We start from the raw sequence: 25,271 nt of genomic DNA, 5'->3' as shown, positions 1-25,271 counted from the left end.
CAGAAACATTGCTAAAATTTTTGAAAGTTGATCAACTTGTTGCGACTAGCGTCTCTTCTGCTGTCGAGTGCCCTTTGTCTGTGCACGCTGCCCGGCAGCGCTGCCACTTACACCTATCTGCGTCCTGAATGGGGCGATACTGAGCGCGATCCGTACGGGGTCGCCCTGTTGAAGTTGGCGTTCGCAAAAGCCGGGGTCTGCCATAACTTGATCTACAGTGAGCAGCGCATGAAACAAGTGCGTGCGGTGTACGAACTTGGGCGCGATTCCGGCAAGCTAGACATCATGATCACGATGACCTCGCCTGAACGCGAAGCTGCCTTGCTCGGCGTGCCGGTGCCGCTCACCAAGGGCTTGCTCGGCTGGCGCATCGCGCTGGTGCGCAAGGAGCGATTGCACCAGTTCGCCGAAGTGCGCGCAGCCGATCAGTTGAAGAAGTTCGTGGCGGGGCAAGGGCACGACTGGCCGGACACCGCGATCCTGCGCGCCAATGGCTTGCCGGTCGAGGTCTCGTCGACCTACGAGGGCATGTTCAAGATGCTCGAAGCAGGACGGATCGACTACTTCCCCCGCGCCATCCAGCAGGTATTTGCCGAACATGATGAGCATCCAGCCTTGGCGGTCGAACCGCATATCGTGTTGCGCTACCCGGCCGATGCCTATTTTTTCGTCAATCGCCGCAATAAGCGCTTGGCTGAGGAGGTGCGCCGCGGCCTGGAGAGCGCCATGGCCGATGGCTCGTTCGACCAGCTTTTCTATAGTTATTTCGCGGCCCAGATCGCCGCCGCCGGCCTCGATGGGCGCCGTATCATCGAGCTGCCCAATCCCGCGCGCTCTCCGTCGTTGCCGGTCGACCGCAGCAAACTATGGTTCTCGTTGTCGGAACTGCGCAGGCCGGCCTTTATTGAAGCCGCGAGCGGACGCACCCGGCCGCCTGTCACCGCGGATCCCTGCAAGGCTGCGGCACTGCCTGCCACCCAAACTGCGAGACGCCCGCCCGATTGACAGCACGTGCTTCCAGGGACGCCCCCCCAGGCCACGGAGTGGCGCTGTTATTCTTGCGCGGGGCGGAATCGAACCACCGAACCAAGATTTCAATCATGACATCGGAACAGTTTACGCTGGGTTAAACTTCCATCGATTCAGGTGGCGGGGTTTAAAATCCAAAGGCTTCCGATCCAATTACAGGAGTAAAAAAATCTTACGTTACCTACTCATGGCGGCGTGGCGAATGCCAAGGCTCACGATCGCAGTCGCCGTGCTGGCGCTGGCAATCTTGGCCAGCACGCTGACCTATACCGGCTTCCTTGTCGTCGGGGTTCTGGCCGAATATCTTGGCACGAGCCGGCTCGTGGCAGGATTACTCCTGGGCGCACTGTTTGCAAGATTTCCCTGGATTAGCAAGGGTAAGCTGCGTGTTGTTGGTTTGTTACCCAAGCCAGTCCGTCGGCCACTCATCGTCAGCTTGCTCGCACTCTGTTCGCTACACTTCCTGTTGCTAGCCGACTACGCGTCCGCGGCATTGACAGGTTTCGCGATGGGTTTTCTGCTCACCTTCCCGTTGTTGCGGCGCGCTATTTTCGATCGGATTCTATTGTCCGTCGCGAAATTCACCGGCAAGAATCCCCCCAACAGAACGGATGAGATGGTGATCGATGGAGAGTTTAGGGAAAGGAAGGAATAAGGCTTGGCCGAATAAGACTATTTGCTGCCCGGGATGGTGTGCGAACTGGTCTGCAATCGCCGTTCCTGATTCCTGTCAACATTGCGCAGCCATGCCGCGGCAAATGCCAGTCCGCCGATTAAGTAGCAGGCGCCCATTGGAATCCACATCAGCAGTCCCGCGAGCTGCTGGTCTTGTAGCGCCATGTCCACGCTGCCCTGCGTTTGCACGTAGGTGGCATAGAGGGGGCGTGGTGCAAAGGTGATCAATGCGCCTAGCAGGCCAGTATGCATCAGCGTGGCCAGCACCGACAGTGATGCCGATGCGTAGCCTTCGTTCTCGCCGTGTCGTATCAATACCGTCCAGTACCAGTAGCCGGCAAGCAGGAAACTCAGATGTTCCAGTGTGTGAATCCACTCGATCCGCAGTGCAAGCTCGAACAGCGACGGTGAATGCCAGGTCCAGATGGTTGCGCCATGCAGGATGAAAATAACGAACGGCATCAGCAACAGCCGGAGCCATTTGCGGGGATGCGACAGGGCGGTCGCCGCGGCAGGCGATACGGCAGCAAGCGCAGCATTCATGGGAATGCTGATTCTTGCCATCGCCAGTAGCGGGCCGGCAACCGCGATCAGCACCATATGTTGCGCCATGTGTACAGCAAAGCTGGACTCTGAAAAGGCGTCGAGCGGCCAGATCAGCGCGAAGAAAAGCGCCAGGCTTCCCAGTGCCGCACTCGACAGCGCCAAGGGTTGCATCGAAACGCCGGCGTGATTCCTCCGGCGCAGCCAAAGCAAGCCGCTGAGATAGAGCAAGCCAAGCAGGGACATCGGCGCGATAATCACCGGGTCCAGCGTCCACCAGCTATCGTGATCGCCCACGTGGGCGAAAGCCTGCGTCGGCAGCAGGGCCAGGGCGCCACAGCGGCCGACGAAGCAAGGCTTCAGGAAACGCATGCCGGCAGTATTAAAGTTGGAAAAGCTACCCATAGCATGGCCAGCACCGATATCGCGCACAGCAGTAAGGTGTTGACGGCAAAGAAGTTGCTGATCTCCACATCGGGCCCCGGAGGATTGCGCCACTGGCGAAAGCTGGCGACAGCGATACTGAGAATGAGCGCCCCGGCAACCAGGGTGGCAACGGCCACGCCGAATTGTGCAGCGTCAAGCCCCATGATGCGTTGTTCGCTCAGTTGCGACGCGCATATCAGCGCCACGATGGCATAACAGACGACGAAATGCACAATCCAGATCAGCGGCGCGCCTACCAGCGCGAGCAGCCGCCTCAGCGTAAGGGAGCCCATCAACTACCCCGCACCAGCAAAGGAAACACGTGGATGGTGGCGAAACCCAATAGCCATTGCAGCATCGTGTACTGCCAGAACAGTGACACCACCTTGCCTTCGCCCGGGCGGGTAGCATGCAGGTAGCCATGCCGCACCCGCAGCAAGGCAAACAATGCCATCACCGTCCCAATGCCGACATGCACAATCTGGAATCCACTGATGGTGTAAAGCAGCGCGCCATACGCATGTTGTTTCGCCGGCACGTCGCCACCCAGCAGCGTCAGCACCTGCAATGTGATGAACAGCGCGCCGAACACGGCGGCGGTGCCATAGAGCATCTGGCTCAAGCCGCTGCGCGCGGCGCGGTTGCAGACTTCGGCCAGGCTCGCCGCCAGTGCGCCCAGCAGCAGTGCCGCAAGCGCGGCAACCGGCAGGCCAAGGGCGATCTCGCGATATCCGGCTGGTGGCCACTGCGGCGACTTGGTCCACAGGAAATAGTAGGCAAACAGCAGTGAAATGAAGAGCGTGCCGTCAGCCAGCAGGGCGATCAGCGTACCCCACCATCCAGGCGTCAGCGACAGCTTGTAATGCACCGGAAGGGGACCGGCCGCGCCGCCGTCGATCTCGCCCAGGTCGTCACGCGATCCGTTTTGCCAGGCCCATACCAGCAGGGCGCCTAGCGATGTCGCCGCACCAATGCCGGCGAGCCAGTAGAGCTTCGCCAGAAAGCCGATGAAGAACAACGAGGTAAGGGCGGCGGCGATCAATGGCACAATGGTATTGCCAGGCAGGATTACTACCGCCTGCGGCCTGGCATGCGTGATACTGGTCATCAGGATCTCACGGCGGGTGACATCGGCATGGCCCAAGAGATGGCGTCCTTCCTGTATCTCTTGCGGCAGAGCGGGATTCTTCCACAGTGGCTCGCGGTCATCGACATGCGGCTGCGACGCGAAGTTGTAGGGTGGCACCGGTGTTGGAACCGCCCATTCGAGGGTGCCCGCATTCCAGACATTGGGTTTGACGCGCTTGCCGAACAAAAAATGCAGGATAACGTCGACCATCAGGATGGCCACGCCTATCGCGGTGACGAAACCACCCACGGTGGAGATGAGGTTCAGCCAGCCCCAGCCCAGCTCGGGCAAATAGGTGTACACGCGGCGCGGCATGCCGAGCAGCCCCGTCAGGTGCATCGGCAGGAAGGTGACGTTAAAGCCGATGAAGATGGTCCAGAAGGCAACGCGGCTCAGGTGACGAGATGGCTCGCGGCCGGACAGCAACGGCAGCCAGTAATAGAAGGCTGCAAACATTGGGAAAATCATCCCGCCGAACAAGACGTAGTGCATGTGGGCGACGACGAAATGCGTGTCGTGTACCTGCCAGTCGAACGGCACCAGTGCCAGCATGACGCCGGTCAGTCCGCCCAGCACGAAGATGAACAGGAACCCAAGAATGTACAGCATGGGCGTACCCATTACCGGCCTGCCGCTCCACAGCGTGGCGATCCACGCAAAGACTTGTATCCCGGTCGGCACGGCAACCGCCATGCTGGCGGCCGAGAAAAAGGCCAGCGACAACAATGGGATGCCGACTGCAAACATATGATGCACCCACAGGCCGAAACTGATGAAGCCAGTGGCAATCACGGCCATGACCACCCAGTTGTAGCCCACCATCGGGCGCCGTGCAAATGTGGGAAGTATGGTCGTGACCAGGCCGGCTGCAGGCAGGAAGATGATATAGACCTCGGGGTGGCCAAAGATCCAGAACAAGTGCTGCCACAGCAGCGGGTCGCCGCCCAGCGCGGTATCGTAAAAGGGCAGGCCGAAGGCGCGTTCTATTTCCAGCAGGATGGACCCCAGGATCAGCGGAGGAAATCCGAACACGATCATGAACGCCATCACCAGGATGTACCACGCGTAGAGCGGCATGCGATTGATGGCCATGCCGGAGGTGCGGGTTTTCAGTATGGCGACAATCAGTTCCACGCCGGCCGCCACTGCCGAAATCTCGGCGAAGGTCACGCCCAGCAGCCAGAAATCGACATTGGCGCCCGCCGAAAACTGGGCACTGTTCAGCGGCAGGTACATGAACCATCCGCCGTCCGGCACTGCGTCGAACAGGAAGCTTGAATACAGCAACAGGCCGCCGAACAGGTAACACCAATAACCAAAAGCCGACAGGCGCGGATAGATCAGGTCACGCGTGCCCAACATTTTGGGCAGCAGGTAGACCGCAATCCCTTCCATGATCGGCACCGCGAAAAAGAACATCATGGTGGTGCCGTGCATGGTGAACGCTTCGGCATACGCCTTATGGTCGAGCAGGTCGTTGCCAGCGAAGGTAAGCTGGCTGCGCATCCACATCGACAAGATGCCGCCGATCAGGAAGAAAATAAAGCCGGTGATAATGAAGCGCAAACCCACTGTCGTGTGATTGACCACCGTGAACATGCCGAGCCCGGAGGGGTTTCCCCAGATTGCCTGCAGGCGTGCCAGATAGGCGGCGCGGCCCGGTTCGGGCGTGGAAGGCGAAACTGGCGTTGTCATCAGCGCAAGCCCTCCAGGTAAGAGGCCACGGCCTCGAGTTCGTCGTCGCTGAGATGGGGATAAGAGGGCATGTAATTTCCAGGTTTCACGCCCTGGCTGTCGGCGATGATGCGTTTCAGGTTGGCGCGGTTATTCTTCAGCGTGCCGCCGGCCAGATGCGTGCGGCTCGCAATATGGGTCAGGTCCGGCCCATGACGCTGAACGATGGCCGTTGCGCCGATCCCGCGTACTGCATGGCATTCCAGGCAGCGATTGTTCCGCAAGATAGCCAGGCCGCTCCGGCTGATCTCCGTGGTGGGCGCTGCGGCCGGCGCGCGCTGCTCCGCCATCCAGGCATCGAATTGTTCCCGTGGCTGGGAAATGACGAAGAACGCCATGCGCGCATGCTGCGCACCGCAGAACTCGGCACACTGGCCCCGGAATGTCCCTTCCTTGTCAGCCTGGATCAACAGGGTATTGATATGGCCCGGTATCACATCCATCTTGCCGGCCAGGTTAGGCACCCAGAAGCTGTGTATGACGTCGTTTGAATGCAGCCTTAGCCGCACCTTGGCACCGACCGGAACGCGGATTTCGTTTGCCGTGGTGAAGCCCGCACCCGGCGTGTCGCGTTGGTATTGCACTTCCCACCACCACTGGTTGCCAATCACATCGATTGTCAGTTCGGGCTGAGGGTCAACGCGTATGGAACCCATCGACCACACGCCATAGACCAGCAGGGCGGTCAATGTGATAGTCGGAAAGGCGACGCCGCCTGCGAAAATCAACTTGCTTGCCGAGACAGCGATGCGCTTGTCCGGGTCGCGATACAGCGCATACAGGGCCAGCACCATCACGACCAGCAAGATCAACGCCGCGCCGATGAACATGATCCAGCTGATATGCGCGATTTCCGCTGCCGCCGGCCCACGCGGCGAAAGCGTGGACTGGATTCCCTCGCAGCCGGTCAATAGCAGTAACGCTGCTGTTACACAGGTTCGCTTTTTATTAAGTATTGAAATATCATCAAGCATGGCGCCGATTCTATTCTAAGGATGAGAATGTTGTAGCGCCATCTGCGCCGCGCTGGTCGCTGTCTACAGTACTGCTATGGGAATTACGCTAATGTCACTCATGCTTACCTTGCATATTGCCTTTCTTTTGCTGTGGTCCGGCACCTTGCTTTATTTCCCATATCTGCTGGCGCAGCAGGCGTCTGCCGTAGACGGCGAGGACCACCAACGTTTTCTCAAGATGCAACACACGCTGTACGCTTTCGTCATGACACCTTCGGGTTTGCTGACGATTGTGTTCGGGAGCTGGATGCTGTTCGAGCGCGGCTTTTCCGGCGGCTGGCTGCCTGTCAAGCTGACCTTGGTGCTGGCCATGGTGTTCTTCCATGTCTATTGTGGGAATGTGATGGAACAGCTTAAGGAAGAAGGTCCCGTGCATTCGAAGTGGTTCTATCGCATGCTGCTAGCGCCGCCGATACTGCTGATTCCAGCTGTAATCACCCTGGTAGTCCAAAAGCCATTCTGAGCCCGATTTACGTTTCTTCCAGGTCGGTGCCTATGCTGTGATGGAACACGAGCTTGCCGCCAAACCAGCCAACCACGCTCAACGATAGTGCACTGACCCCCGACATGAACAAACCCCAGGGCAGCACGGCTGCCTCGTGATCATTGACGCGAGACCACCAGTTCGCAGCGATCAGCGAGATCAGCATAACCGCGGCGATGAAGTGGCTCCAGCTCGCCACGTGCCGCCGTATCTTGTGCACGATCATGAAATCCAGCATGCCGGCCAGGCCGGCCAGGCTGCCCATGATGAAAGAGGCGCCTATCATCCATACCGAGACGCGCGACCAGAACACATCGCCGGTCCACCAATACGCCAGGTCAGTGGCCAGCCCGCCCAGTGTGAAGGCGACTGGGAAAGACACCAGCATCGCGTGAATCGGATGGCCTGCGATCGAGAACGCACTGTGCGTGCTGTCGGGAGCCGGTTTAAGCAGCGGGCTTTTGATGGTCATGAGCGGAGGATCAGAGTGGACATTAACTTAGGTATAGGCGGGTACGGGATAGATCTTTGGGTGATTGAAAGAATCGGCAACAGAGCAACAGCATATTGATGAGTACGGGAACTTGCGCGCCTTCAGGACGATCACACTGACTCCAGCAGTGCGTTTGGTCATCCGCACTTCCTGTACAGTGCATACTCGTCAACGCGTGCATTCCCCCAAGCTGACCAAATTGCCATGACAATCGAATTAATCGTGGCAGCGGCCAAGAGTTTCCTGTTTGTCCTCGCGACGATGCTACCTATTCTCAATCCCGCTGCCACTGCGCCGATCTTTTTGAGCATGACCGACGGCGCATCGTTCACCACCCGCGCGCTGCTGGCGCGTCGCATCGCGCGTAACATGTTCTGGCTGATGACCGGCTCGATGCTGGTTGGATCATATGTCCTCGATTTCTTTGGCATTTCGCTGCCCATCGTCCGCGTCGGCGGTGGCCTGATCCTCGCCTCCGTTGCATGGCGCCTGCTTGGAGCGACGCCGAGCACGCCGGACAGCAGGGCAGCCCTGGCAGAAGCGTTCACGCCAGATCACGCATATCGGCAGTCTTTTTATCCCCTTACCTTTCCGATCAGTTGCGGACCGGCTTCGATCTCCGTTGCCATCACGGTGGGCGTCGCCCTGCACGATGTCACGCTGGCGATATCGCTGGCACGCATGGGCGGCGCTTTGCTGGCGCTGGCGATCATTGGCATTTTATTATATCTTGCTTTTCGCTATGGGGAGCACCTGCTGCGCCTGATAGGCGAGGCTGGAACAGCTGTCTTCCTGCGCCTTACTGCCTTCATCCTGCTCTGTCTGGGCGTGCAGATTGTATGGGACGGGCTCAGCGAATTAATGCTTGAGTTTATGTCCGCACCCACGCACTTTGCCGGTATCGGGAAGCATTTTTAAGGCCGCATTGACGGAGACCGACTATGCTGAAGCTACCCCGGACGAAGCTTGGCTACTTGCTCGCAATAGCGAGTTCCATGGCCTGTGCCGACCTTGCTGCACAAAACGCTACCCCGCTCGACTTTTACGGGTCGCTGCGCACCCAGGTTGAGACGGTAAGTCCCGATCGCCAAGACCGCCTCGACTCGTACAGTTCCTTGCGGGACGCCTACTCGCGGCTGGGAGTCAATCTCGACCATGAACTTGGCGCCGAGCTGGCGCTGACCGGCCAGCTTGAACTTGCCGTCGATTCCGCCAACTTCAGGCTGCGCGATCCATACGACCAGGGTGATGCGATCCATCCTGGTGGGCAGCGGTTCAGGGTCGCGCGGATCGGATTGCGGAGCAACGCCGGATCGATCACCTACGGCCAGCAGTGGATGCCTTATTACAATGCGATCGCCGCGCCGGTGGACATGTTCAGCAGCTATTACAGCGGCTTTGCGACGTACACGGTGTTCCGCGTCGCCAATACTGTTGCCTATTCCTCGCCGGAATACAAAGGTGTCTCAGTGGCTGCCGCGTACGCCGGCAGCGGCGGAAACCGGCGTTCAACCTCGCGTATCGATGACCGGCGCTGGCAAACCACCGTTACCTATGCCGCTGGCAATACCCGCCTCGCCGCGGGCATCGATGACCGGGGCAATGCGGGCTATGGACGCAACCGGCTATATGGCCTGTCTGCCAGTCATCAGGCCGACAAGCTATCTCTTGCGATTAAATACGAGCTATTTGACACAGGAAACCGTCAAGTCGGCGCCTTCTCGACGGATGGCAATCAAGCAGTCAACTTGTTTGCCAGCTATGTGCTGGGCAAGAACACGATCAAGATGATGCTCGCGAAAGTGGAGAACTACGGCGACTATATTGTTCATCTCGGCATCGATCGTCCATTGTCGGACGACTTCAAGGTGTTCGTCGAATATTATCGCGAAGCCGAAACGGCCGCCATCTCTCCGCGCCGGGGCGGCTTGAGCGATTTCGATGCGCGCGTTAGCGGCGGCCATGCAGCGGTTGTCGGCATCCGCTACGATTTTTAAGCCTGTAGCGCCGGAAAGCCATTGAGGGATGGGGGCAGCGTGGCACTCGCCACGCCGGAAATCGATGGTCGGCGCCTTTCGTATACTGGCCGCCGCTTTCCTTAAGCATTTGCTCGACCCACGAAACGCCCTGCCGTTGCCAGGCCGTTCGCCTCATCTTTGGTGTTGCCTGCCGCGGCCATAGCCTCGACCAGGGCCGATGAACCGATCGGCGACCTAGACACCCGGTCCGCCGTCGATGTATCCCATCTGTTCGCAAATTCCACCGCCGATTCGGCTGCGCGGCTTGGATGCTGCGTTGCAGCTTGACGACCTCGGAGCATTGGAACAAGATGGCCCCACGTCGTTGGAATCGTTTCCAATTTTATCGGTTTCCGTTCCGCTCGATGTGAGGACGGCGGGTCAGGATCGACCAGCCAGTACGCCATCATTCAAAAACAAGGAGACGCGCATGTACCGATACACCCTTTCTTCCACCTGGGCACGCCTGTTGGCATGCACCCTCCTGGGCGCGGCGGCCGGCCCGGCGGCGGCCCAGCAGTGCCCCACCAGCGTGCCGCGCTTCGCGGACGAATTCAACGGCACCGCGGTCGATACCAGCAAATGGGAGTTCCAGAATGGCGATGGCTGCAGCTACGGCATCTGCGGATGGGGTAACAGTGAGTTGCAGTCCTACCAAACGGCCAATGCAAGCGTTGCCAATGGGGTCCTCACCATTACCGCCAAGAAGCAGCGCGTGGGCGCCAAGGCCTACACGTCGGCCCGCTTGCGGACGCTGAACAAGCTTGCCAGCGGCCAGTGGACGCATGGCCGGTTCGAAGCACGGATGAAGACGCCGAAAGGCAGCGGCATGTGGCCCGCCTTCTGGATGTTGCCCGCAAATACCAACGTCGCCTGGCCGGCCAGCGGCGAGATCGACGTGATGGAATCGACCGGGCAAAAGCACATGTTTGCGCTGGGGACCATCCATTACGGATCGTCCAACGCGAATCACCAATTCCTGAGCAGCTCTATCCTCAAGCAGCCGGACAGCTGGGCTGATGCCTTCCACACATATTCGGTAGTATGGACGCCGTACAAGATCAGCTGGTATATCGACGACCTGCTGTACGCCAGCAAGACGCCGGCCGACATGGCCAACCAGGCCGACTGGACGTTCGAGAACTACAAGTACTACCTGATCCTGAACCTGGCAGTGGGTGGCAACCTGGGCGGGACGGTCGACAACACCGCGCTGCCGCAAACCCTGCAGGTGGATTACGTTCGCGTCTACGATGGCACCCAGCCTTCGCTGAGCGGACCGCACATCGCCGAGCCGAACAGCACTGCCAGCTATACCGTCGTCGATGAAGCCGGCACAGGCTCCACGTATTCCTGGACCTCGCCAACCGGCCAGACGTCGACTGGCAAGTCGCTCAACGTCAATTGGGGCACCACCGGCGGCAACGTGTCGGTGGCGATGACCAACAGCTGCGGCTCCTTCACCAAGACGTTGCCGGTGACGGTGTCCCCGGTGCTGAGCCAGTCGGTGATGCTGGACGACTTCGAAGCCAATCGCAAGCTCAGCTATGTCAGCGTGACAGGTACGCTCAGCCAGGCCGCTGCCAATCCGGCGCCCGATGCGGTCAACGGTTCGCCCACCGTGGCCCGGTATGTGCGCAGCGCCGCCACCCAGTACGACCTGATTTCCGCCGCAACCAACCAGATACCGGACGCCGCGCCGTATGTCCGGGGCGACAAGGCCTTCTATCTGGACGTGCACAGCACGGCGCCGGTAGGGACATCGATGCTGATTCAACTGGAAAACGGGAGCACCGCCACGGCCAGCAACTTCCCGACCGGCCGGCATTCACGCTACATGGCACGCACCGTGACCCAGAACGGTTGGCAGCGCCTGAAGTTCGTGCTCGACGATCGGCTGGACGGCGCCACGGCCGATACCGCCGTCACCCGGATGGTGTTGCTGATCAACCCAAACAGCTTTACCGGCGACACCTATCATTTGGATAATTATGCAATCTATTCCCGCTGAGTACGGGCACTAGATTCCGGGTGGATGAGGCGTTTGCCGGCATCTGAAACAACAACGCCAAGCTGGAGTGCTTGGCGTTGTTGTCCCGGCCCGCAGCCATTCACGCTACATCGCGGGGAGAGAGACGCGTTTCTGATTCGATAAATACACGCTTGATGCGGCTGTAGCGCGATTTGATTTGTGCATCGATGAGATCGAAGATTTCGTGCGCCTGAGCACGGTCCAGTTTGGAGGACAGCATCAGGCTTATGTTGACCAGGACATAGTCCGGTCCAACGTGCATCGTTAAAATTTCATTGGTGCGGTCGACGCCAGGCATCTTTTCAACTAGTTCACGAATACCCTCTACGACTTCTTGACTGGCGCTCTCGCCGATCAGCAATCCTTTCGTCTCCCTGGCCAGTATCACAGCGGTTGAAGCCAGGATCAATCCGATCACGATCGACGCGCCACCGTCGAAGATCATGTTTCCAGTCAACTGACTCAATGCCAGTCCGGTCATGGCAACGAGTAGTCCCAGAAGTGCGGCGCTGTCTTCAAGCAGCACGGCGAATGCGGTTGGATCCTTTCCTGCCTCAACGGCTTCAAGATACCCTTGTTTGCCCTTCTGGAGCCTGAATTCCTTGAGCGCTACCAGCCAGGCACCGCCCTCGAACAGCATGCTTACTCCGAGCACAACGTAGTTCACCAGAGGATTGTCAATTTCGTTGGGTTCTTGCAGGTGACGGACGCCTTCGTAGATGGAAAAGCCAGCACCGAGCGAAAAGATAAGTAGTGCGACCACGAAGCTCCAGAAATAAATTTCTTTGCCATGGCCGAATGGAAAGCGTTTGTCTGGTGGACGCTTGGCGCGCCGCATGCCGTACAGCAGCAAGCCACCATTGCCGGTGTCTACCAGGGAATGTATGCCTTCCGAGAGCATGGCCGAACTGCCGGTATAAGCGGCCGCGACGAATTTGGTGATCGCAATGAGCAGGTTGCCCAGCAACGCAACGTAAATTACCTTCTTGCTTCCGGTCGCCATTGATTTCCTCGATTTGATGTGCGCTGACGGCACCGATTCGGCACGTGACTGATGCCAAGGTTACCATGCGCATCCCCGAGCTTGTGTCTTGGACAGGGTGAGTCGTGACCGGAAATGGACCGGCGCTGAGGACTTTGTATCCTCCAATGCAAAACGCCCACGTGCATGAGTGGGCGTCGCGTCAACGATGTTCTTGGTGGTCCGGGGCGGAATCGAACCACCGACACAAGGATTTTCAATCCCTGAACTTAATGATGTAGCCCTGTGGCGGTCGATGGCTGACCCAATTGCCCGGGCTGGAACGCTCGTTCGCTTGCCGCCGTGTCGTAATACGCCTCAAAGCGGGCCACCTTGCCTTCGCGCAAAGTGAGCACATGAACCCAGGGGCTGTCGTAGGTGCGGCCGCTTAACTTGGCTAGCCAGCTCGCATCGCCAGTGACGACCACTTTATCTCCCTCGGCGATGAACTGTTTTGGTTCAAACCGGATGGTCTGTACGGAGTCGTTGAACTTGGCGAAGAACTGGGCAATGCCTGACTTGCCGTGGAAGTTGCCGGAAAACGGTACTACGTCTGATTCTGGAGTGCTCCACTCGGCATCGTCGTGATAGCGGTCAAGCAGTTTCTGGATATGGCCGCTTTGGAAATCGCGGTAGCCTTCGACTACCACTTGCTTGTTTTGCTGTGTGTTGATGATGCCGTGGCCGGTAGCCGCCGACGGCGTAGCCGGGCGGATGTTCTGGTTGGTGCGGAACAGATTGTCGGGATCATATTGTTGCTTTATCTGCGACAGGCGCTGATAGTTGGCGCCATACGCATCGGCGGTGCGCTCGCTCTCATCTTGGGTCAGGAAATTGACATACACGCTGCCGGTGGCGTAGGGCGCGGTGGCCTTGAAAAAGTCACGTGCCCATTCGATGCAGCGGACGTCGTCGACCGGATCTTCCCAGCGCGTGTGCACGTTCAAGACGTACAGCGCATCGCGATGTGGATAGGCCATGTCGCCGGATGCCGGCCGGCCTGCCTGCCCGCCCAGCAGCCCGAGGAATATCTCGCATTGCGGTGTCGGTAGCTTGCCGGCGTAGTCGATGATGGTGTCGATGGCAGGATCGCTAATCTGCGTGAAATTATGCGATTTCCAATAGTTGCGTGCGCCTGGGGTGAGCAGCGGATCAAACATTTGTTGCCAGGCGAGATAGGGCATGGCGCCGACATGCATGCCCAGCGGCTTGCCGAAACCGGCGATGCGATCAATCGTAGCTTGCACGGCATCGGGTGGCATGCGCGAGAAGATGGGCAGTACCAGCACGTCCTGCCCATGCACCTCCGGCGGCAGGAAGGGGAGCGGCGGCGCCTTGCGCAAGACGGCCCAGACTGTCAGGTCATCCGGCATCTGGTCGACGAGAGCGCGGTACTGCGCCAACACCGTCTTGGCCTCGGCCGAAGGGAAAACGATCAGCCCGGCGGTGATGTTGGGGCCGACCGGATGCAGCTGGAATTCAAACCGGGTAACCACGCCGAAGTTGCCGCCACCGCCACGTATAGCCCAGAATAGCTCGGGGTGTTCGGTGGCGCTGACGTGCCGATGCCGGCCGTCGGCCGTGATCAGGTCTGCCGCCAGCAGATTGTCCACCGCCAGGCCCAGCGTTCGGCTGAGCCAACCGAACCCGCCGCCGAGTGTCAGCCCCGCAACGCCAGTGGTCGAGTTGATCCCCAGCGGCGTGGCCAGCCCGAAGGCCTGCGCTTCGTGATCGAAGTCGTGGAGCGTAGCCCCGCTTTCAACGTAGGCGCGGCGCTGCGCCGGATCAATCTGGACCGACTTCATGGCCGAGAGATCGATCACCAGTCCATCGTCGCACAGCGCGCTGCCGGCAATATTGTGGCCGCCGCTGCGCACAGCAAGGCGCAAGCCGTGGTCGCGCGCAAAAGCCAGCGCGGTGCGGACGTCGGCGGTGCCCGCGCAGCGAACGACAATGGCCGGTCGCCGGTCAATCATTCCATTCCAGATCGTGCGTGCAGCCTCATAGTCCGCATCGCCGGGTTGTATGAGTTGTCCCCTCAGCGAGGTCCGAAGCTCATCGAGCTGATCGTTCGTTACGGCATTCATAGGGCGTCTCCAAGTGACTGCTGACGATGACGATAACCGTTAGGGCCAGGCGTGGTTTTTGACGCGCAGCCAGCACTTAGACGATCGGGGGGCGCGTGATTCATCATAGGAGCCGATACGCGTTGACGCAAGCACAGGCGTCCGGAATGGAAGGAATCTTATTGAGGTAGCCGCCTTCTCTGCGGAAGGGAGCGGCTGCGCGGTGTCCGAGGGCGACTGTTGGTTCTGGTAACCCGAGGAAGTCGCAGCATGTGAGGCGCCGCCAGGCGAACCGGAGAAGGGACGGAGCCGAAGCCTGCGGACCCTAGAAACGACAACGCCCACTTGCATCGGCGCTATCGTCGGCTGGCGAATTGCGACAATTGTGCTCGCCGATTCGGCGCGGAGAGCAACAGCATGTTGAGTGGACGCATGTCCGCGTTAAGTTGGGTACCTGGTGCCGCGGGGGGAGCGAATCGCTTAATGCCTGCAGGGCAATCGTGTCGCCATTCGGTTTAGATCGTTTGCACCGGCAGCGGAATGAGCATATCCTGAAATGAATTAGTGCGCGGGGTGAGATCATGGCAAGCATGTTGACACCGAACCGGACGGCCAAACCAGGCGATTCCATAGGCTTTCAGCGCATGTTCGCGCCGGATCGGCTGACGCTCGGTGTGTTCTTCCCGATCGAGGCTTTCTCCGGCGACCAGCCGACGATGCGCGGCCAGGAACGCCTGGCCCGCCGCGCCGAAGAGCTTGGATACGCCGCGCTGTGGTGCCGCGACGTTCCGATGCGCGACCCCACCTTCGGCGACGTAGGCCAGGTCTACGATCCGTGGGTCTATCTCGGCTGGATCGCGGCGCAGACCAACGAGATCGCGCTGGCCACCGGCTCCCTGGTCCTCACCCTGCGCCACCCCTTGCATACCGCCAAGGGCATGGCATCGGTCGACCGACTGTCGGGCAACCGCCTGGTCCTCGGCATTGCCTCCGGCGACCGGCCGGTCGAGTTCCCGGCCTTCGGCGTCGACTTTGAACAGCGTTCCGCGCTGTTCCGCGACAACCTGCGCGTCGTGCGCACCGTCCTCGCCGAGGAATTCCCGACACTCCAGTCGTCCCACGGCACGCTGGACGGAACCGCAGATCTCGTGCCCAAGCCGATCACTCCCGTGCCGATGCTCGTTACCGGTCACAGCGGCCAGCCGCTGGAATGGATCGCGAAAAATGCGGACGGATGGATTACCTACCCGCGCGGACTCCAGCGCCAGGCCGAGGTCGCGGCGCAGTGGCGCGCCGCGGTGGCAACTGCGGTGCCCGGCGGTTTCAAGCCCTTCGTGCAATCGTTCTATGTCGACCTGAGCGACGATCCTGACGTGGCGCCCACGCCGATCCACCTGGGCTTTCGCGGCGGCCGCCATTTTGTCCTGCGCTTTCTCGAGGCGGTACGCTCGATCGGGGTCAATCACGTCATCCTTAACTTCAAGTACAGCAAGCGCAATGCCGGCGACGTGCTCGAAGAGATCGGCAAGGAGATACTGCCGCAGCTGGCGGCATCCGCGCCCTGAGCCAAACTGAGGGCAGGGTTGGCGTTGCCCGCACTACGACGTGGATTGGCGCCGAAAAGGCGGCGTCTCGGCACCTGCGCCGACACCGGCGGCCCGAGCGGGTAACCCTGGAACGCACGCCATCCGTACATGGCGAGAAAGTTGCACTGATCCACCGTTTCGCGCGGCACGCTGGCTACATCCGACCTTTTTCATGGGCAACTTCGTCAGGTACTACGACAATCAAACGATATGCACAATACAAAATATTTCGATCCCAATCGGCATGCCACCTAGCTCGAGTTGTTCTTCGACCTGATTTTTGTGGTGACGATCGGCGACGTAACGCATACCTTGAGCCACACGCACGAAGGTCATCTTGACCCACTCCAGTTCTGGAAATTCGTCCTGATTTTCATACCTTTATGGTGGATTTGGGCCAGCCACACGATGTACGCAAACCGGTTCGACGCGGATGACCGCAAGCATCGGCTGGCAACCCTGTTCATCATGTTCCTGCTGATTATCATCTCGGGCTTGATTGGCGATCGATTCGTGGCCAGCTTCGAGGTCATCGTCGTCTGCTACGCCGGTGCGAAATACATCATCGCCATGATGTATTTCATGTCGAAACAGCGGCACAAGGAAAGCGAGGAACTCACGACGGCAGCTGGCTGGGTAATCGTCGCCGGCGCCACCATTTGCCTTGCTGCGATCCTGTTCCCGGCGCCACAGCGCTATGGCGTGTTTTACCTTGGAATAGTGTTCGACCTGGTAGCGTTCCTCTTTTTTTGCCGCGTCCGCTCCAGCTCATCCCGGTGCATACCGAACACCTGATCGAGCGTACGGGACTGCTGACGATCATCATGCTGGGAGAGTCGATTATCAGCCTGTCCGTCGGACTGGCCGACATCAACTGGACTGTGGAGAGGCTGCTGACCGCCGCCACTGGCTTCGTGATGATATCGAGCATCTGGTGGGTCTACTTCGACAGTTTTCACCTGCTGTCGGAACAGAAGCTCACGACCGGCCATTCGATCGTGTACTCGCACTTGTTCGTCTTCATCGGCCTGTCGATCCTGTCCAGCCTGATCCGGCACGCGATCCTGGACGACATCGTGCTGTCCGATTTCCGGGTACTGTCGGTGATCGGCGCGGTCTGCTTTTTCATTGGCAAACAGTACGCCTATTTCATGGAGCGTCCCGAGCTGCGGCACCACCTGGTCGTCAACACCCTGGCCGTCTTCGTGTTGACCGGGTTTGCCCTGCTATTGCCCAGAACCGATTACATCCTGCTTGGCTTGACCGCCACCATGATTTGTTATGCTCTCCTCAGCTTCAGATACCAGAACGTCCCCCCCAAGCGTCACGACCACCGGCGCACCAAGGCGATCGCAGGCGAGCAGCCATGAGCGACACAATCAGGTGGCGCATGGAACACGCAGCGGCGAAGATATACGCCTACTGGTTCCGACCAAGCAGTCGTGGCTAGAAAGCGGCGCCGTGTACGGATATCGAAAGGTCAGCGAAGATCTACGCGAGCTTGGTGAGCTGTGCGGCATTAACCGCGTCTATCGTCTTATGCGATCTGCCGGGATCCGCTCACAGACTGGCTATGGAAAGCGCAAGTACAAGCGCGGCGGTGCGCCATCTCTCGTGGCTCCGAACCACCTGCAGCGGCAATTCGATGTTAAAGAACCGATGGCATTCCCCCAGCAGTCCGGACACTTCCGTTAGGCGCATTTTATCGTTGCGGATACAACCAAATGCCAGACCCGCTGGCGCCCCGGAGGCGCGGTCCTGCCTGCCGATCCGGTATTTTGGAGGCAACCATTAGCGTCCGGAGACAGTGCGCTCCACTGCCCAGGCTGCCGGTCGCGCGCATCGCCAGACGGCTTCGCCGGTGAGTGCGACCAGGCGAATCATGGCGCGGCCGAGAAGGAAGCGTGGGGTGGAAACTTTTTGTGCATCCACTCGCGGTTCAGCTGCAAAGCGGTGACGACATCTTGCGGCAAGCTCTCGAGAATGGCCGGATCGTCGCTCGGTGTGTCGGCCAGCAGGCTGGCCAGGTGGATGATCGCCCCGAGTTTGCTGAACGGGTGGGCGGCCATTGGATCGGATGAGTTCGTTAATGCGTTCACAATGACAACTGGAAAATTCCAGCGACGACAAAGTTCAGCGGTAATGTGCCCTTCCGAAAAGCCTAGCAGTCGCGTTTCGCGTTCCCACCGTCCGCCCGGCAGGTGCGGTTGCTCCTCGATCTGGGCAAAAGTTGCCGGTGCCGCCTGGTAGATTAGCAGTTCGCCCAGCCGCATCATCATGCCTGCGAGCCAGGCATCATGGCCATCGTCGCCCAGGCAGATGGCCAGCCACTTGGCGTAGCCGGCGCAGGCCGTGCTGCTTTTCCAGAACTCGTCGCTATCGAGGCCCGGCAGGTCCGGGAAGGTTTCGGCGAAGCAGGCAGCCAGGGCCAGGGTGCGCACGTGCGCAAGGCCCGCCATGGCGATGGCATCGTCCAGTGACGTCACACCACGTGCAGCGCCGAAGCGGGCGCTATTGGCCAAGCGCATTAGTTTGGCGGTGAGGGCGGGGTCGCGGGCGATGATCGTGCTGATTTGGGTGGCCGACGCATCCTCATCATCGAGCGTTTTGATTAATGCATGGGCGACTTCTGAAATGACGGGCAATTTTACGGCATGAAAAAAAGACGACAACTCGCTCATGACTATCCTCCAACGGAACGCCGGCGCTGCGACCGGTTGAGGGTCGCGCGATGTGATGAAATGGAAGTTCACGATAGCATAATTGTTGCACCCGGGAACTAGACAGGAAAATTATTTCCTGGACCGGACACGGGGATAGCGGATGCCGGAAAGCCCACTTGGTAAAGCCTGTGTGGCAAGGACTCTTGCGCCCGGCGTCGGCCCGCTAACGCGGACAATGGGCGCGATGGCAATGCAGGGCAAGTCACTCAGCGCGTGGCCAGATGCTGGCGCCTTGTGGATGACGTCGATCGATTTTCTGTTGGAAAATATTGGCAGGGTGTTGGATTGGACCGAGTCCGGAACGTCAAGTCGCTCCCGACTAGAGGCCGTCGACTGGAAATAGACCGGACGCGAATACTTCGACAGTCAGAAACAAAAACGCCCACTTCGATGAGTGAGCGTTGTGTGAACGATGTCTTGGTGGCCCGGGGCGGAATCGAACCACCGACACAAGGATTTTCAAGACTACGCTCTGCTACTCGGATAGTACGCCAGTGGGCTTCACCAGGCACGGAAGCCGGCTCGAGCAGCTTTTTCACCCAGCAGCGTGGTCAACCATCGCCGGGATCACGGCGCCAAGGCGCTCAGAATGAGTTGCGACGTTTCCGCCGGCGCGTCCCAGTGCGGAAAGTGACCGCATCGCTCGAACCAGTGCATGCGGGCATCGGGAAACAGTTCCATGGCACGCTGGGCTTCTCCTGGAAAGCACACCCGGTCCTGTCTTCCCCATCCGATCACGAGCGGGTGCGTGATTGCGTGTCGTGGCGCGCCTTGTTGCTCTTCACCGTATGCAAGCTGATTCAACAGTTCATCAAAAGCGGGAGAGGCGACATAACTGCACAGCTCATCGCGCGCGATGTTCGCCGGCACTCCGGTGGGCTTTGCGGAGAATTGTGCCAGCAACAGCGCACGGCCAACCGTATTGGCGGTGATGCGCGGCAGTGCCGGGCGCAGCAGCCGCAGCAACCGAATCGACAGGTAGATGGAGCTATAAAACGCGTGTCGTTGCCACCCTTGCCAAAACCCTCCGGGGTTAAGCGACACTACTCCGCCCACCACCCCGCCGCGTCGTGCTAGTTCAAGGACTAGCCGCGCGCCCATTGAACTGCCAACCACGTCGACTCCGGTGAGACCATTGGCATTAATAAATGCACTCGTTTCGTCGGCCAGCGTACGCATCGAAGTCTCTCCGGCCAGGCGCGGCGTCTGGCCGAAGCCGGGCAAGTCGACTGCGATGACTTCCCGGTGTGCAGCGAGATCGTCCAGGATGGGATGCCACGACTGCCATCTCCCCCCGAGACCGTGGATTAATAACAAAGGCTTTCCTGCGCCGCGCCTTATATGATGCATGTTTGCTTCTCCTACCTAGGATATATCGATTCGGCGATGTTGCCAGTGCCGGCCTTGTGAAACCCAACGCAGACGCACTCAATGCACCAGTGTGCGGGCAGCATTACGGGGTAAGCTGCGATCCCTGCTGTTCAGGCTGGAGCACCTATCTGACGGCTCGGCGTCGCTTCGGCGAACGCCGGATGGGCGTCGCAAGCGGCCATGATCCGGTCGATCGTCGGTATATCCGGAATCGTAATCTTAAAGATCCTCACCATCTCCACAATACTGGCCAGGCAAATGTCAGCCATTGTCGGCGTGTCGCCATGACAAAATACGCCTGTCAGCGGCTCCGCGACCAGGCGCTGCTCGAGGGCGGACAAGCCAGTCCCAAACCACTGGATCTGCCATGCACGCCAAGCCGTGTCGTCCATTCCAGTGGAGGCCGTCAGATATTTTTTGACGCGCCCCGTGATCAGCGGATGCGTATCAGAAGCGAGCATCGCGGCGATTGAACGGACTCGGGCGCGCCCATGCAAATCCTGCGGCAGCAACGGCGGGGCTGGCTGAAATTCCTCCAAAAATTCCAGGATCGCCAGCGACTGTGTCAGCGGCGCATGCCCGATCTCAACCAGGGCGGGGATCGCGCCGAGCGGATTGATCTTCAAAAACTCTTCGTCCCGCTGCTCCCCGGCATCGATGTTGACAATCCGTTCGTTCGCCTTCAGCCCCTTCAGATTGAGGGCGACGCGCACCCGGTAGGTGGCCGAGGTGCGCCAGTAAGCATACAGTTCGAACGACGGTTGCGTGGCCATGGCTGATTTCCTTTGGGGGTAAATGGACATCTGGACTGATTGATCTATAATTATAACCATGTCCAGACTTTTACACCGTCCCGCACCCGGGCACACTCCAGCGACCTCACCTGCCATGGGGCGGCCACGCCAATTCGTGCCGGCCGAAGCGCTCAGGGATGCACTAGCGGTGTTCTGGGAAAAAGGGTACCAGGCAACCTCGCTCGACGACCTGACTGCTGCCATGCACTTGAGCCGTTCGAGTTTCTATGCCTGCTTCGGCTCCAAGCACGCCGTGATGATGGCGGCAGTCGAACTCTATGCCAATGAGCTATTCGCGAGGCTCGAGGCCTTGGCAGCGTCGTCAATGCCTGCCATCGAGTCCATCCACGCCGTACTGGCGGCAATTGCAGAAGTCGATGCGGGCCCCCGTGGCTGTTTCTTCGTCAATAGCGTTACGGAACTTGCACCGCACGATGCGGCCCTCGCGGCCTTCGGTCAGCATCACGTGGCCCGCACCGGAGCGCTGGTCATTGGCTTGCTCGAGCGGGCTGGATTTGGCCCTGAGACGGCGCACGCGCGCGCCGCTGCCTTGCTGGCGCTGGTGATCGGCACGATCACGCTGCGCAAAGCCGGTCTGCCAGTAGCGGAACTCCAGGCAATACTAAGCCAGGCGCAGTTGCTGCTCGCCGACACCACTTCTGCTGCTTGACGGCGCCCCATGTCACCACGTCTGCCCACCGTATTCTTCTCCGACTTGATGTGCGACGAAATGCTGTACCGCGATGTCATCGCCGCGCTCGGCGACGCCAGCGAACCGTAAGTCTTGATCTCGCCGCGAGCGAGCCTGGCCGACAGCGCCGCCGATGTTCTCGCTGAAGAGGCCACGCGGTTCGCGCTGTCAATGCGTTCGATTGTTGTGTCAAGGCAGCGGCGTACAGGATGACGATCCAGCAGCGTGGCCAGGACATGCTGCGTTTCGTCTGCGAACACTGCGACCTGCCGGGACAGGACGACGACGATAGCGAACTGCAGTTTGATTACGTTGACGTCCTGTCGGCCAATGTATAGGCAGAAGCGTAAAGTGTGACCCAGCGCGGGTGAGGGGGGGCTGCTTGGGTCAGCCGCGGCCGGTGTCGCCTGGACGGGTCATGTGGAACAATTGCTCGGGGCCGATGGAGAAATAGTCGGCCGGACCGCCGCCACGCAAGACGTGGCCGGCAGACGCCGTGTCGTAGATACCATCGGTCAACAGCGTGTTGGCAATATGCACACCCACCACTTCGCCGAGGACGAGCCAGGTCGCCACTTTCTCGCCGCTGGCCGCCTCCAGCTGCACGATCTGGGTGCAGCGGCATTCGAACGAGACCGGACATTCAGCCACGCGCGGCACGGCAATGACGTGCGATGCCGCCGGCGTCAGGCCCGCCAGCGCGAATTCGCTGATGTCTGGCGGCACCGGCGCGCAGCTCAGGTTCATTGCCTCGGCCAGCGGCCGCGTAACCAGGTTCCATGCGAACTCGCCGGTCTGCTCGATATTGCGCAGCGTATCCTTGTAACCGATGCTGGCAAACCCAACGATCGGCGGCGTGTAGTTGAATGCGTTAAAAAAACTGTAGGGGGCGAGGTTGAGCACGCCAGCTTGGCTACGCGAAGAAATCCAGCCGATGGGGCGCGGCCCGACGATGGCGTTGAACGGATCGTGAGGCAGGCCGTGGCCGTTGCGGGGTTCGTAGAAGTGCGCTGGACCGGACATTGTCAATTCGATTGTCGAGGGAGTTGTACGATACAGCAGTTTGACCATGATAGCCTCGCCGGTACAGCGAGACGGACGACGCGGCCATCGCGATCTGTGTCGAGGACCGGACATGGACCGGACACGCGGACTACACGTTCCACAAACAAAAACGCCAACCGGTGATGGTTGGCGTTGCGTGGACGATGTTCTTGGTGGCCCGGGGCGGAATCGAACCACCGACACAAGGATTTTCAATCCTCTGCTCTACCAACTGAGCTACCAGGCCAAGAGGCATGATTATAGTCAGCCAGTTTGCGGATTGCAAGGGTAGGCGGGAGAATTTTTTCAAAATGCGGCCAGCCGTGCGCCGAAACGTTGCTTTTCCTACCCGCTATAATGGAATGCATGACTACTCCAACTTCTTCTATTGCGCCGATGGCGTGCGATATCTGCATCGTCGGCAATGGCGCCATCGCCAAAACGGCGGCGCTGGGCTTCTCCCAGGCCGGCCACAGCGTCACGCTGATCGCGCCTCCGGCCGGTCCGACCGCAGCGGCACCGCCAGCGGCGGGAGAACAGCCCTGGGACGTGCGCGTCTACGCGCTCAATCACACCGCCCACACGCTTCTGTCGTCGCTGAAGGTTTGGGGCGCGCTTGACCAGTCGCGGGTGCAGGCGGTCGATGCGATGGCGGTCAACGGCGACGGCGAAAAAGGCGGCGACATCGAATTCGACGCCTTCGGCGCCCATGTCGGCGCGTTGGCGTGGATCGTCGAAGACCGCAACCTGTGCCAGGCGCTCGACGCCGCGCTCAAGTTCGCCCCGAATGTCACGATCGTCAGCGGCAGCGCCGTGCGCATCGAGACCACCGACGACGGCGCCACCGTGCACCTCGATGGCGGCAAGTCGGTGGCATGCTCGCTGGTCGTCGGCGCCGACGGCGGCCACTCGTGGGTGCGCGGCCAGTGCGACATCGGCCTCGATTACCGCTCGTACAACCAGCGCGCCGTGGTCGCCAACTTCGCCTGCGAGAAGCCGCACCATGGCGTGGCTTACCAGTGGTTCACCGGCGCCGACGGCATCGTGGCGCTGCTGCCGCTGGCGGGCGAGCGCGTGTCGCTGGTGTGGTCGGCGCCCGATGCGCTGGCCGACACGCTGATGCGCGAGAGCCTCGGCGAGCTGGCCGTGCGCCTCGCGGAACTGGCCGAAGACAAGCTTGGGGTCCTGCGCCCGCTGCAGCCGGAAACGGCCAAGGACTTTCCGCTGGCGCTGATCCGCCCGCACGCCATTACCGCGCCGCGCGTGGCGCTGGTGGGCGATGCCGCCCATGTGGTCCATCCGCTGGCTGGCCACGGCATGAACCTCGGCTTCGCCGACGTCGCCGAACTGCTCAAGGCAGTGGCCGAACGCGAACCGCAGCGCGCCATCGGCGACGAGCGCGTGCTGGCCCGCTATGCGCGCGCCCGCAAGGAAGACATCTTCCTGATGCAGTTCGCCACCGACAGCCTGGCGCGACTTTTCAGCACCGATCTCGAGCCGGTTCGCATTGCGCGCAATTTGGGATTAAACTTGCTGGATAAGTTGCCGATGCTCAAGCGTCGGCTCATCACGCATGCGATGGGCAAGTAGTCGTAAGCGGCTCGCATTCATTCGCAGGACAACCGGAGAAGTCATGGTAATAAATAAACTCGCACTGTTGATGTTGACGGCGCTCGCTGCATCGTGCGGCAATGCCCAGTCGCCAGTGGAAGCAAACATCAAGAAAGTGATCGAGCCGCGCCTCGGCGGAGGCGTCAAGATCGAGTCGGTCAAGGCCACGCCTTATTCCGGCCTGTACGAAATCCGTGCCGGCGGCGATATCATCTACACCGACAAGAAGGGCGAGTACCTGTTTATCGGCCATGTCTACAACGCCAAGACGTCGGAAGACCTGACCAAGGCCAGGCTCGACGACATCAACAAGATCAACTTCAACGACCTGCCGTTCGAGCTGGCCCTCAAGATGGTCAAGGGCAATGGCAAGCGCGTGATGGCGATCTTCGAAGATCCTAACTGCGGCTACTGCAAGCGCTTCCGCCAGACCACGCTCAAGGAAATCGACAACGTCACGGTGTACACATTCATGTACAACATCCTGTCCGAGGACTCGATCGCCAAGTCGCGCAATATCTGGTGCGCCGCGGACCGTAACAAGGCGTGGGATGACTGGATGCTGAACGGTAAAGTCGCCGCAGCCGCGCCGGCCAAGTGCACCGACCCGCACGACCAGATCTTCGCGCTGGGCCGAAAGATGCGCATCGAAGGTACGCCGGCCATCTTCTTCACCGATGGCACCCGTATCCCGGGCTCGGTCGACCTGAAGACGCTCGAGACGAAGTTCGCTTCGATCAAATAAACGCACGCGGGCCTTCGGGCCCGTTTTTTACATCTGCGGC

22 protein-coding genes, 1 tRNA gene and 3 pseudogenes are annotated in these 25,271 nt (G+C 60.0%); 13 read left to right on the top strand and 13 right to left on the bottom strand.

The features are described 5' to 3' along the window. Positions 1-27: 27 nt before the first annotated feature. Complete coding sequence (locus I4X03_RS00200) at positions 28-1,005, top strand: substrate-binding periplasmic protein (protein WP_223464057.1); 978 nt, start codon at positions 28-30, stop codon at positions 1,003-1,005. Positions 1,006-1,231: 226 nt separating this feature from the next. Next, on the top strand, positions 1,232-1,684 hold the full coding sequence (locus I4X03_RS00195) for an FxsA family protein (RefSeq protein WP_223464056.1): 453 nt from the start codon (positions 1,232-1,234) through the stop codon (positions 1,682-1,684). A 17-nt stretch (positions 1,685-1,701) separates the two neighbouring features. Here the strand turns inward: I4X03_RS00195 and I4X03_RS00190 are convergent, their stop codons facing one another. Genes I4X03_RS00190 through coxB form a run of 4 tightly spaced genes read right to left on the bottom strand, consistent with a single transcriptional unit; the run spans position 1,702 to position 6,510 of the window. Then, positions 1,702-2,652 (bottom strand): cytochrome c oxidase assembly protein, encoded by a 951-nt coding sequence (locus I4X03_RS00190; RefSeq protein ID WP_223464055.1) that lies wholly within the window; start codon positions 2,650-2,652, stop codon positions 1,702-1,704. Further along, positions 2,607-2,966, bottom strand: coding sequence for a hypothetical protein (locus tag I4X03_RS00185; RefSeq protein WP_223464054.1), 360 nt, complete (start codon positions 2,964-2,966; stop codon positions 2,607-2,609). Before I4X03_RS00185 ends, I4X03_RS00190 begins: the two co-directional genes overlap by 46 nt. Then, positions 2,966-5,497 carry a cytochrome c oxidase subunit I gene (gene ctaD, locus I4X03_RS00180; protein WP_223464053.1) on the bottom strand — a complete coding sequence of 844 codons (2,532 nt, stop codon included), beginning with the start codon at positions 5,495-5,497 and terminating at the stop codon, positions 2,966-2,968. The genes I4X03_RS00185 and ctaD overlap by 1 nt, the downstream gene beginning before the upstream one ends. Next, complete coding sequence (gene coxB, locus I4X03_RS00175) at positions 5,497-6,510, bottom strand: cytochrome c oxidase subunit II (protein ID WP_223464052.1); 1,014 nt, start codon at positions 6,508-6,510, stop codon at positions 5,497-5,499. The genes ctaD and coxB overlap by 1 nt, the downstream gene beginning before the upstream one ends. Positions 6,511-6,601: 91 nt before the next feature. Here coxB and I4X03_RS00170 point away from each other — a divergent pair, with 91 nt between their 5' ends. Continuing rightward, positions 6,602-7,015, top strand: coding sequence for a CopD family protein (locus I4X03_RS00170; RefSeq protein ID WP_229428025.1), 414 nt, complete (start codon positions 6,602-6,604; stop codon positions 7,013-7,015). Positions 7,016-7,022: 7 nt separating this feature from the next. Here I4X03_RS00170 and I4X03_RS00165 read toward each other — a convergent pair whose 3' ends face one another. Further along, positions 7,023-7,508 carry a DUF2231 domain-containing protein gene (locus I4X03_RS00165; RefSeq protein WP_223464050.1) on the bottom strand — a complete coding sequence of 162 codons (486 nt, stop codon included), beginning with the start codon at positions 7,506-7,508 and terminating at the stop codon, positions 7,023-7,025. Between the two features lie 225 nt (positions 7,509-7,733). On the opposite strand from I4X03_RS00165, the gene I4X03_RS00160 reads away from it, so the two are divergent. From I4X03_RS00160 to I4X03_RS00150, 3 genes are all read left to right on the top strand, one after another. Further along, positions 7,734-8,447, top strand: coding sequence for a MarC family protein (locus tag I4X03_RS00160; RefSeq protein ID WP_223464049.1), 714 nt, complete (start codon positions 7,734-7,736; stop codon positions 8,445-8,447). A gap of 23 nt (positions 8,448-8,470) precedes the next feature. Then, the gene (locus I4X03_RS00155) at positions 8,471-9,526 is read left to right on the top strand and encodes a porin (protein ID WP_223464048.1); all 1,056 of its coding nucleotides are present in this window, start codon (positions 8,471-8,473) and stop codon (positions 9,524-9,526) included. A 451-nt stretch (positions 9,527-9,977) separates the two neighbouring features. After that, complete coding sequence (locus tag I4X03_RS00150; RefSeq protein ID WP_223464047.1) at positions 9,978-11,558, top strand: family 16 glycosylhydrolase; 1,581 nt, start codon at positions 9,978-9,980, stop codon at positions 11,556-11,558. 100 nt (positions 11,559-11,658) lie between these two features. Here the strand turns inward: I4X03_RS00150 and I4X03_RS00145 are convergent, their stop codons facing one another. The 3 genes and pseudogenes from I4X03_RS00145 to I4X03_RS00135 all read right to left on the bottom strand — a co-directional run. Continuing rightward, the gene (locus I4X03_RS00145) at positions 11,659-12,582 is read right to left on the bottom strand and encodes a cation diffusion facilitator family transporter (protein ID WP_223464046.1); all 924 of its coding nucleotides are present in this window, start codon (positions 12,580-12,582) and stop codon (positions 11,659-11,661) included. Between the two features lie 248 nt (positions 12,583-12,830). Beyond that, positions 12,831-13,274 (bottom strand): nuclear transport factor 2 family protein, encoded by a 444-nt coding sequence (locus tag I4X03_RS00140; RefSeq protein WP_370660482.1) that lies wholly within the window; start codon positions 13,272-13,274, stop codon positions 12,831-12,833. A gap of 30 nt (positions 13,275-13,304) precedes the next feature. Then, a pseudogene (locus I4X03_RS00135) lies at positions 13,305-14,687 on the bottom strand (FAD-binding oxidoreductase); the annotation flags it as partial. A 623-nt stretch (positions 14,688-15,310) separates the two neighbouring features. On the opposite strand from I4X03_RS00135, the gene I4X03_RS00130 reads away from it, so the two are divergent. The 3 genes and pseudogenes from I4X03_RS00130 to I4X03_RS00120 form a co-directional block, all read left to right on the top strand. Next, positions 15,311-16,231 (top strand): LLM class oxidoreductase, encoded by a 921-nt coding sequence (locus I4X03_RS00130; protein WP_229428024.1) that lies wholly within the window; start codon positions 15,311-15,313, stop codon positions 16,229-16,231. Positions 16,232-16,534: 303 nt separating this feature from the next. Beyond that, positions 16,535-17,622, top strand: a pseudogene (locus tag I4X03_RS23245) (low temperature requirement protein A). Positions 17,623-17,650: 28 nt separating this feature from the next. Beyond that, a pseudogene (locus tag I4X03_RS00120) lies at positions 17,651-17,911 on the top strand (IS3 family transposase); the annotation flags it as partial. Positions 17,912-18,132: 221 nt separating this feature from the next. Here the strand turns inward: I4X03_RS00120 and I4X03_RS00115 are convergent. From I4X03_RS00115 to maiA, 3 genes are all read right to left on the bottom strand, one after another. Continuing rightward, positions 18,133-18,933 carry an HDOD domain-containing protein gene (locus tag I4X03_RS00115; RefSeq protein ID WP_223464045.1) on the bottom strand — a complete coding sequence of 267 codons (801 nt, stop codon included), beginning with the start codon at positions 18,931-18,933 and terminating at the stop codon, positions 18,133-18,135. Positions 18,934-19,542: 609 nt separating this feature from the next. Next, positions 19,543-20,292 carry an alpha/beta fold hydrolase gene (locus I4X03_RS00110; RefSeq protein WP_229428021.1) on the bottom strand — a complete coding sequence of 250 codons (750 nt, stop codon included), beginning with the start codon at positions 20,290-20,292 and terminating at the stop codon, positions 19,543-19,545. Between the two features lie 164 nt (positions 20,293-20,456). Beyond that, entirely contained in the window at positions 20,457-21,119 is a 663-nt protein-coding gene (gene maiA / locus I4X03_RS00105; protein ID WP_223464043.1) for a maleylacetoacetate isomerase, read from the bottom strand. Positions 21,120-21,255: 136 nt separating this feature from the next. Here maiA and I4X03_RS00100 point away from each other — a divergent pair, with 136 nt between their 5' ends. Both I4X03_RS00100 and I4X03_RS23080 read left to right on the top strand, forming a co-directional pair. After that, positions 21,256-21,810 (top strand): TetR/AcrR family transcriptional regulator, encoded by a 555-nt coding sequence (locus tag I4X03_RS00100; RefSeq protein ID WP_223464042.1) that lies wholly within the window; start codon positions 21,256-21,258, stop codon positions 21,808-21,810. Positions 21,811-22,040: 230 nt separating this feature from the next. After that, positions 22,041-22,169, top strand: coding sequence for a hypothetical protein (locus tag I4X03_RS23080; protein WP_267874013.1), 129 nt, complete (start codon positions 22,041-22,043; stop codon positions 22,167-22,169). Between the two features lie 49 nt (positions 22,170-22,218). On the opposite strand, the gene I4X03_RS00095 is transcribed toward I4X03_RS23080, so the two are convergent. After that, positions 22,219-22,854 (bottom strand): flavin reductase family protein, encoded by a 636-nt coding sequence (locus tag I4X03_RS00095; RefSeq protein ID WP_223466127.1) that lies wholly within the window; start codon positions 22,852-22,854, stop codon positions 22,219-22,221. A gap of 192 nt (positions 22,855-23,046) precedes the next feature. Beyond that, positions 23,047-23,122 (bottom strand) — tRNA-Phe (locus I4X03_RS00090). Positions 23,123-23,241: 119 nt separating this feature from the next. Here I4X03_RS00090 and I4X03_RS00085 point away from each other — a divergent pair. Both I4X03_RS00085 and I4X03_RS00080 read left to right on the top strand, forming a co-directional pair. Then, on the top strand, positions 23,242-24,465 hold the full coding sequence (locus tag I4X03_RS00085; RefSeq protein WP_223464041.1) for an FAD-dependent monooxygenase: 1,224 nt from the start codon (positions 23,242-23,244) through the stop codon (positions 24,463-24,465). 43 nt (positions 24,466-24,508) lie between these two features. Further along, positions 24,509-25,231, top strand: coding sequence for a DsbC family protein (locus I4X03_RS00080; protein WP_223464040.1), 723 nt, complete (start codon positions 24,509-24,511; stop codon positions 25,229-25,231). Positions 25,232-25,271: the final 40 nt, after the last annotated feature.

The organism is Massilia soli, from assembly GCF_016809835.1.
GTDB classification, from domain to species: domain Bacteria; phylum Pseudomonadota; class Gammaproteobacteria; order Burkholderiales; family Burkholderiaceae_D; genus Telluria_A; species Telluria_A soli.
This window is presented reverse-complemented; position numbering and strand designations above follow the sequence as displayed.

What these genes read in the sequence shown, in the direction of transcription:
- coxB (WP_223464052.1), bottom strand. Translation starts at nt 6,510, where the DNA reads ATGCTTGATGATATTTCAATACTTAATAAAAAGCGAACCTGTGTAACA.
- I4X03_RS00155 (WP_223464048.1), top strand. Translation starts at nt 8,471, where the DNA reads ATGCTGAAGCTACCCCGGACGAAGCTTGGCTACTTGCTCGCAATAGCG.
- ctaD (WP_223464053.1), bottom strand. Translation starts at nt 5,497, where the DNA reads ATGACAACGCCAGTTTCGCCTTCCACGCCCGAACCGGGCCGCGCCGCC.
- I4X03_RS00165 (WP_223464050.1), bottom strand. Translation starts at nt 7,508, where the DNA reads ATGACCATCAAAAGCCCGCTGCTTAAACCGGCTCCCGACAGCACGCAC.
- I4X03_RS00085 (WP_223464041.1), top strand. Translation starts at nt 23,242, where the DNA reads ATGACTACTCCAACTTCTTCTATTGCGCCGATGGCGTGCGATATCTGC.
- I4X03_RS00115 (WP_223464045.1), bottom strand. Translation starts at nt 18,933, where the DNA reads ATGAGCGAGTTGTCGTCTTTTTTTCATGCCGTAAAATTGCCCGTCATT.
- I4X03_RS00160 (WP_223464049.1), top strand. Translation starts at nt 7,734, where the DNA reads ATGACAATCGAATTAATCGTGGCAGCGGCCAAGAGTTTCCTGTTTGTC.
- I4X03_RS00145 (WP_223464046.1), bottom strand. Translation starts at nt 12,582, where the DNA reads ATGGCGACCGGAAGCAAGAAGGTAATTTACGTTGCGTTGCTGGGCAAC.
- I4X03_RS00195 (WP_223464056.1), top strand. Translation starts at nt 1,232, where the DNA reads ATGCCAAGGCTCACGATCGCAGTCGCCGTGCTGGCGCTGGCAATCTTG.
- I4X03_RS00170 (WP_229428025.1), top strand. Translation starts at nt 6,602, where the DNA reads ATGTCACTCATGCTTACCTTGCATATTGCCTTTCTTTTGCTGTGGTCC.
- maiA (WP_223464043.1), bottom strand. Translation starts at nt 21,119, where the DNA reads ATGGCCACGCAACCGTCGTTCGAACTGTATGCTTACTGGCGCACCTCG.
- I4X03_RS00150 (WP_223464047.1), top strand. Translation starts at nt 9,978, where the DNA reads ATGTACCGATACACCCTTTCTTCCACCTGGGCACGCCTGTTGGCATGC.
- I4X03_RS00130 (WP_229428024.1), top strand. Translation starts at nt 15,311, where the DNA reads ATGTTCGCGCCGGATCGGCTGACGCTCGGTGTGTTCTTCCCGATCGAG.
- I4X03_RS00190 (WP_223464055.1), bottom strand. Translation starts at nt 2,652, where the DNA reads ATGGGTAGCTTTTCCAACTTTAATACTGCCGGCATGCGTTTCCTGAAG.
- I4X03_RS00095 (WP_223466127.1), bottom strand. Translation starts at nt 22,854, where the DNA reads ATGTCCGGTCCAGCGCACTTCTACGAACCCCGCAACGGCCACGGCCTG.
- I4X03_RS23080 (WP_267874013.1), top strand. Translation starts at nt 22,041, where the DNA reads ATGACGATCCAGCAGCGTGGCCAGGACATGCTGCGTTTCGTCTGCGAA.
- I4X03_RS00185 (WP_223464054.1), bottom strand. Translation starts at nt 2,966, where the DNA reads ATGGGCTCCCTTACGCTGAGGCGGCTGCTCGCGCTGGTAGGCGCGCCG.
- I4X03_RS00080 (WP_223464040.1), top strand. Translation starts at nt 24,509, where the DNA reads ATGGTAATAAATAAACTCGCACTGTTGATGTTGACGGCGCTCGCTGCA.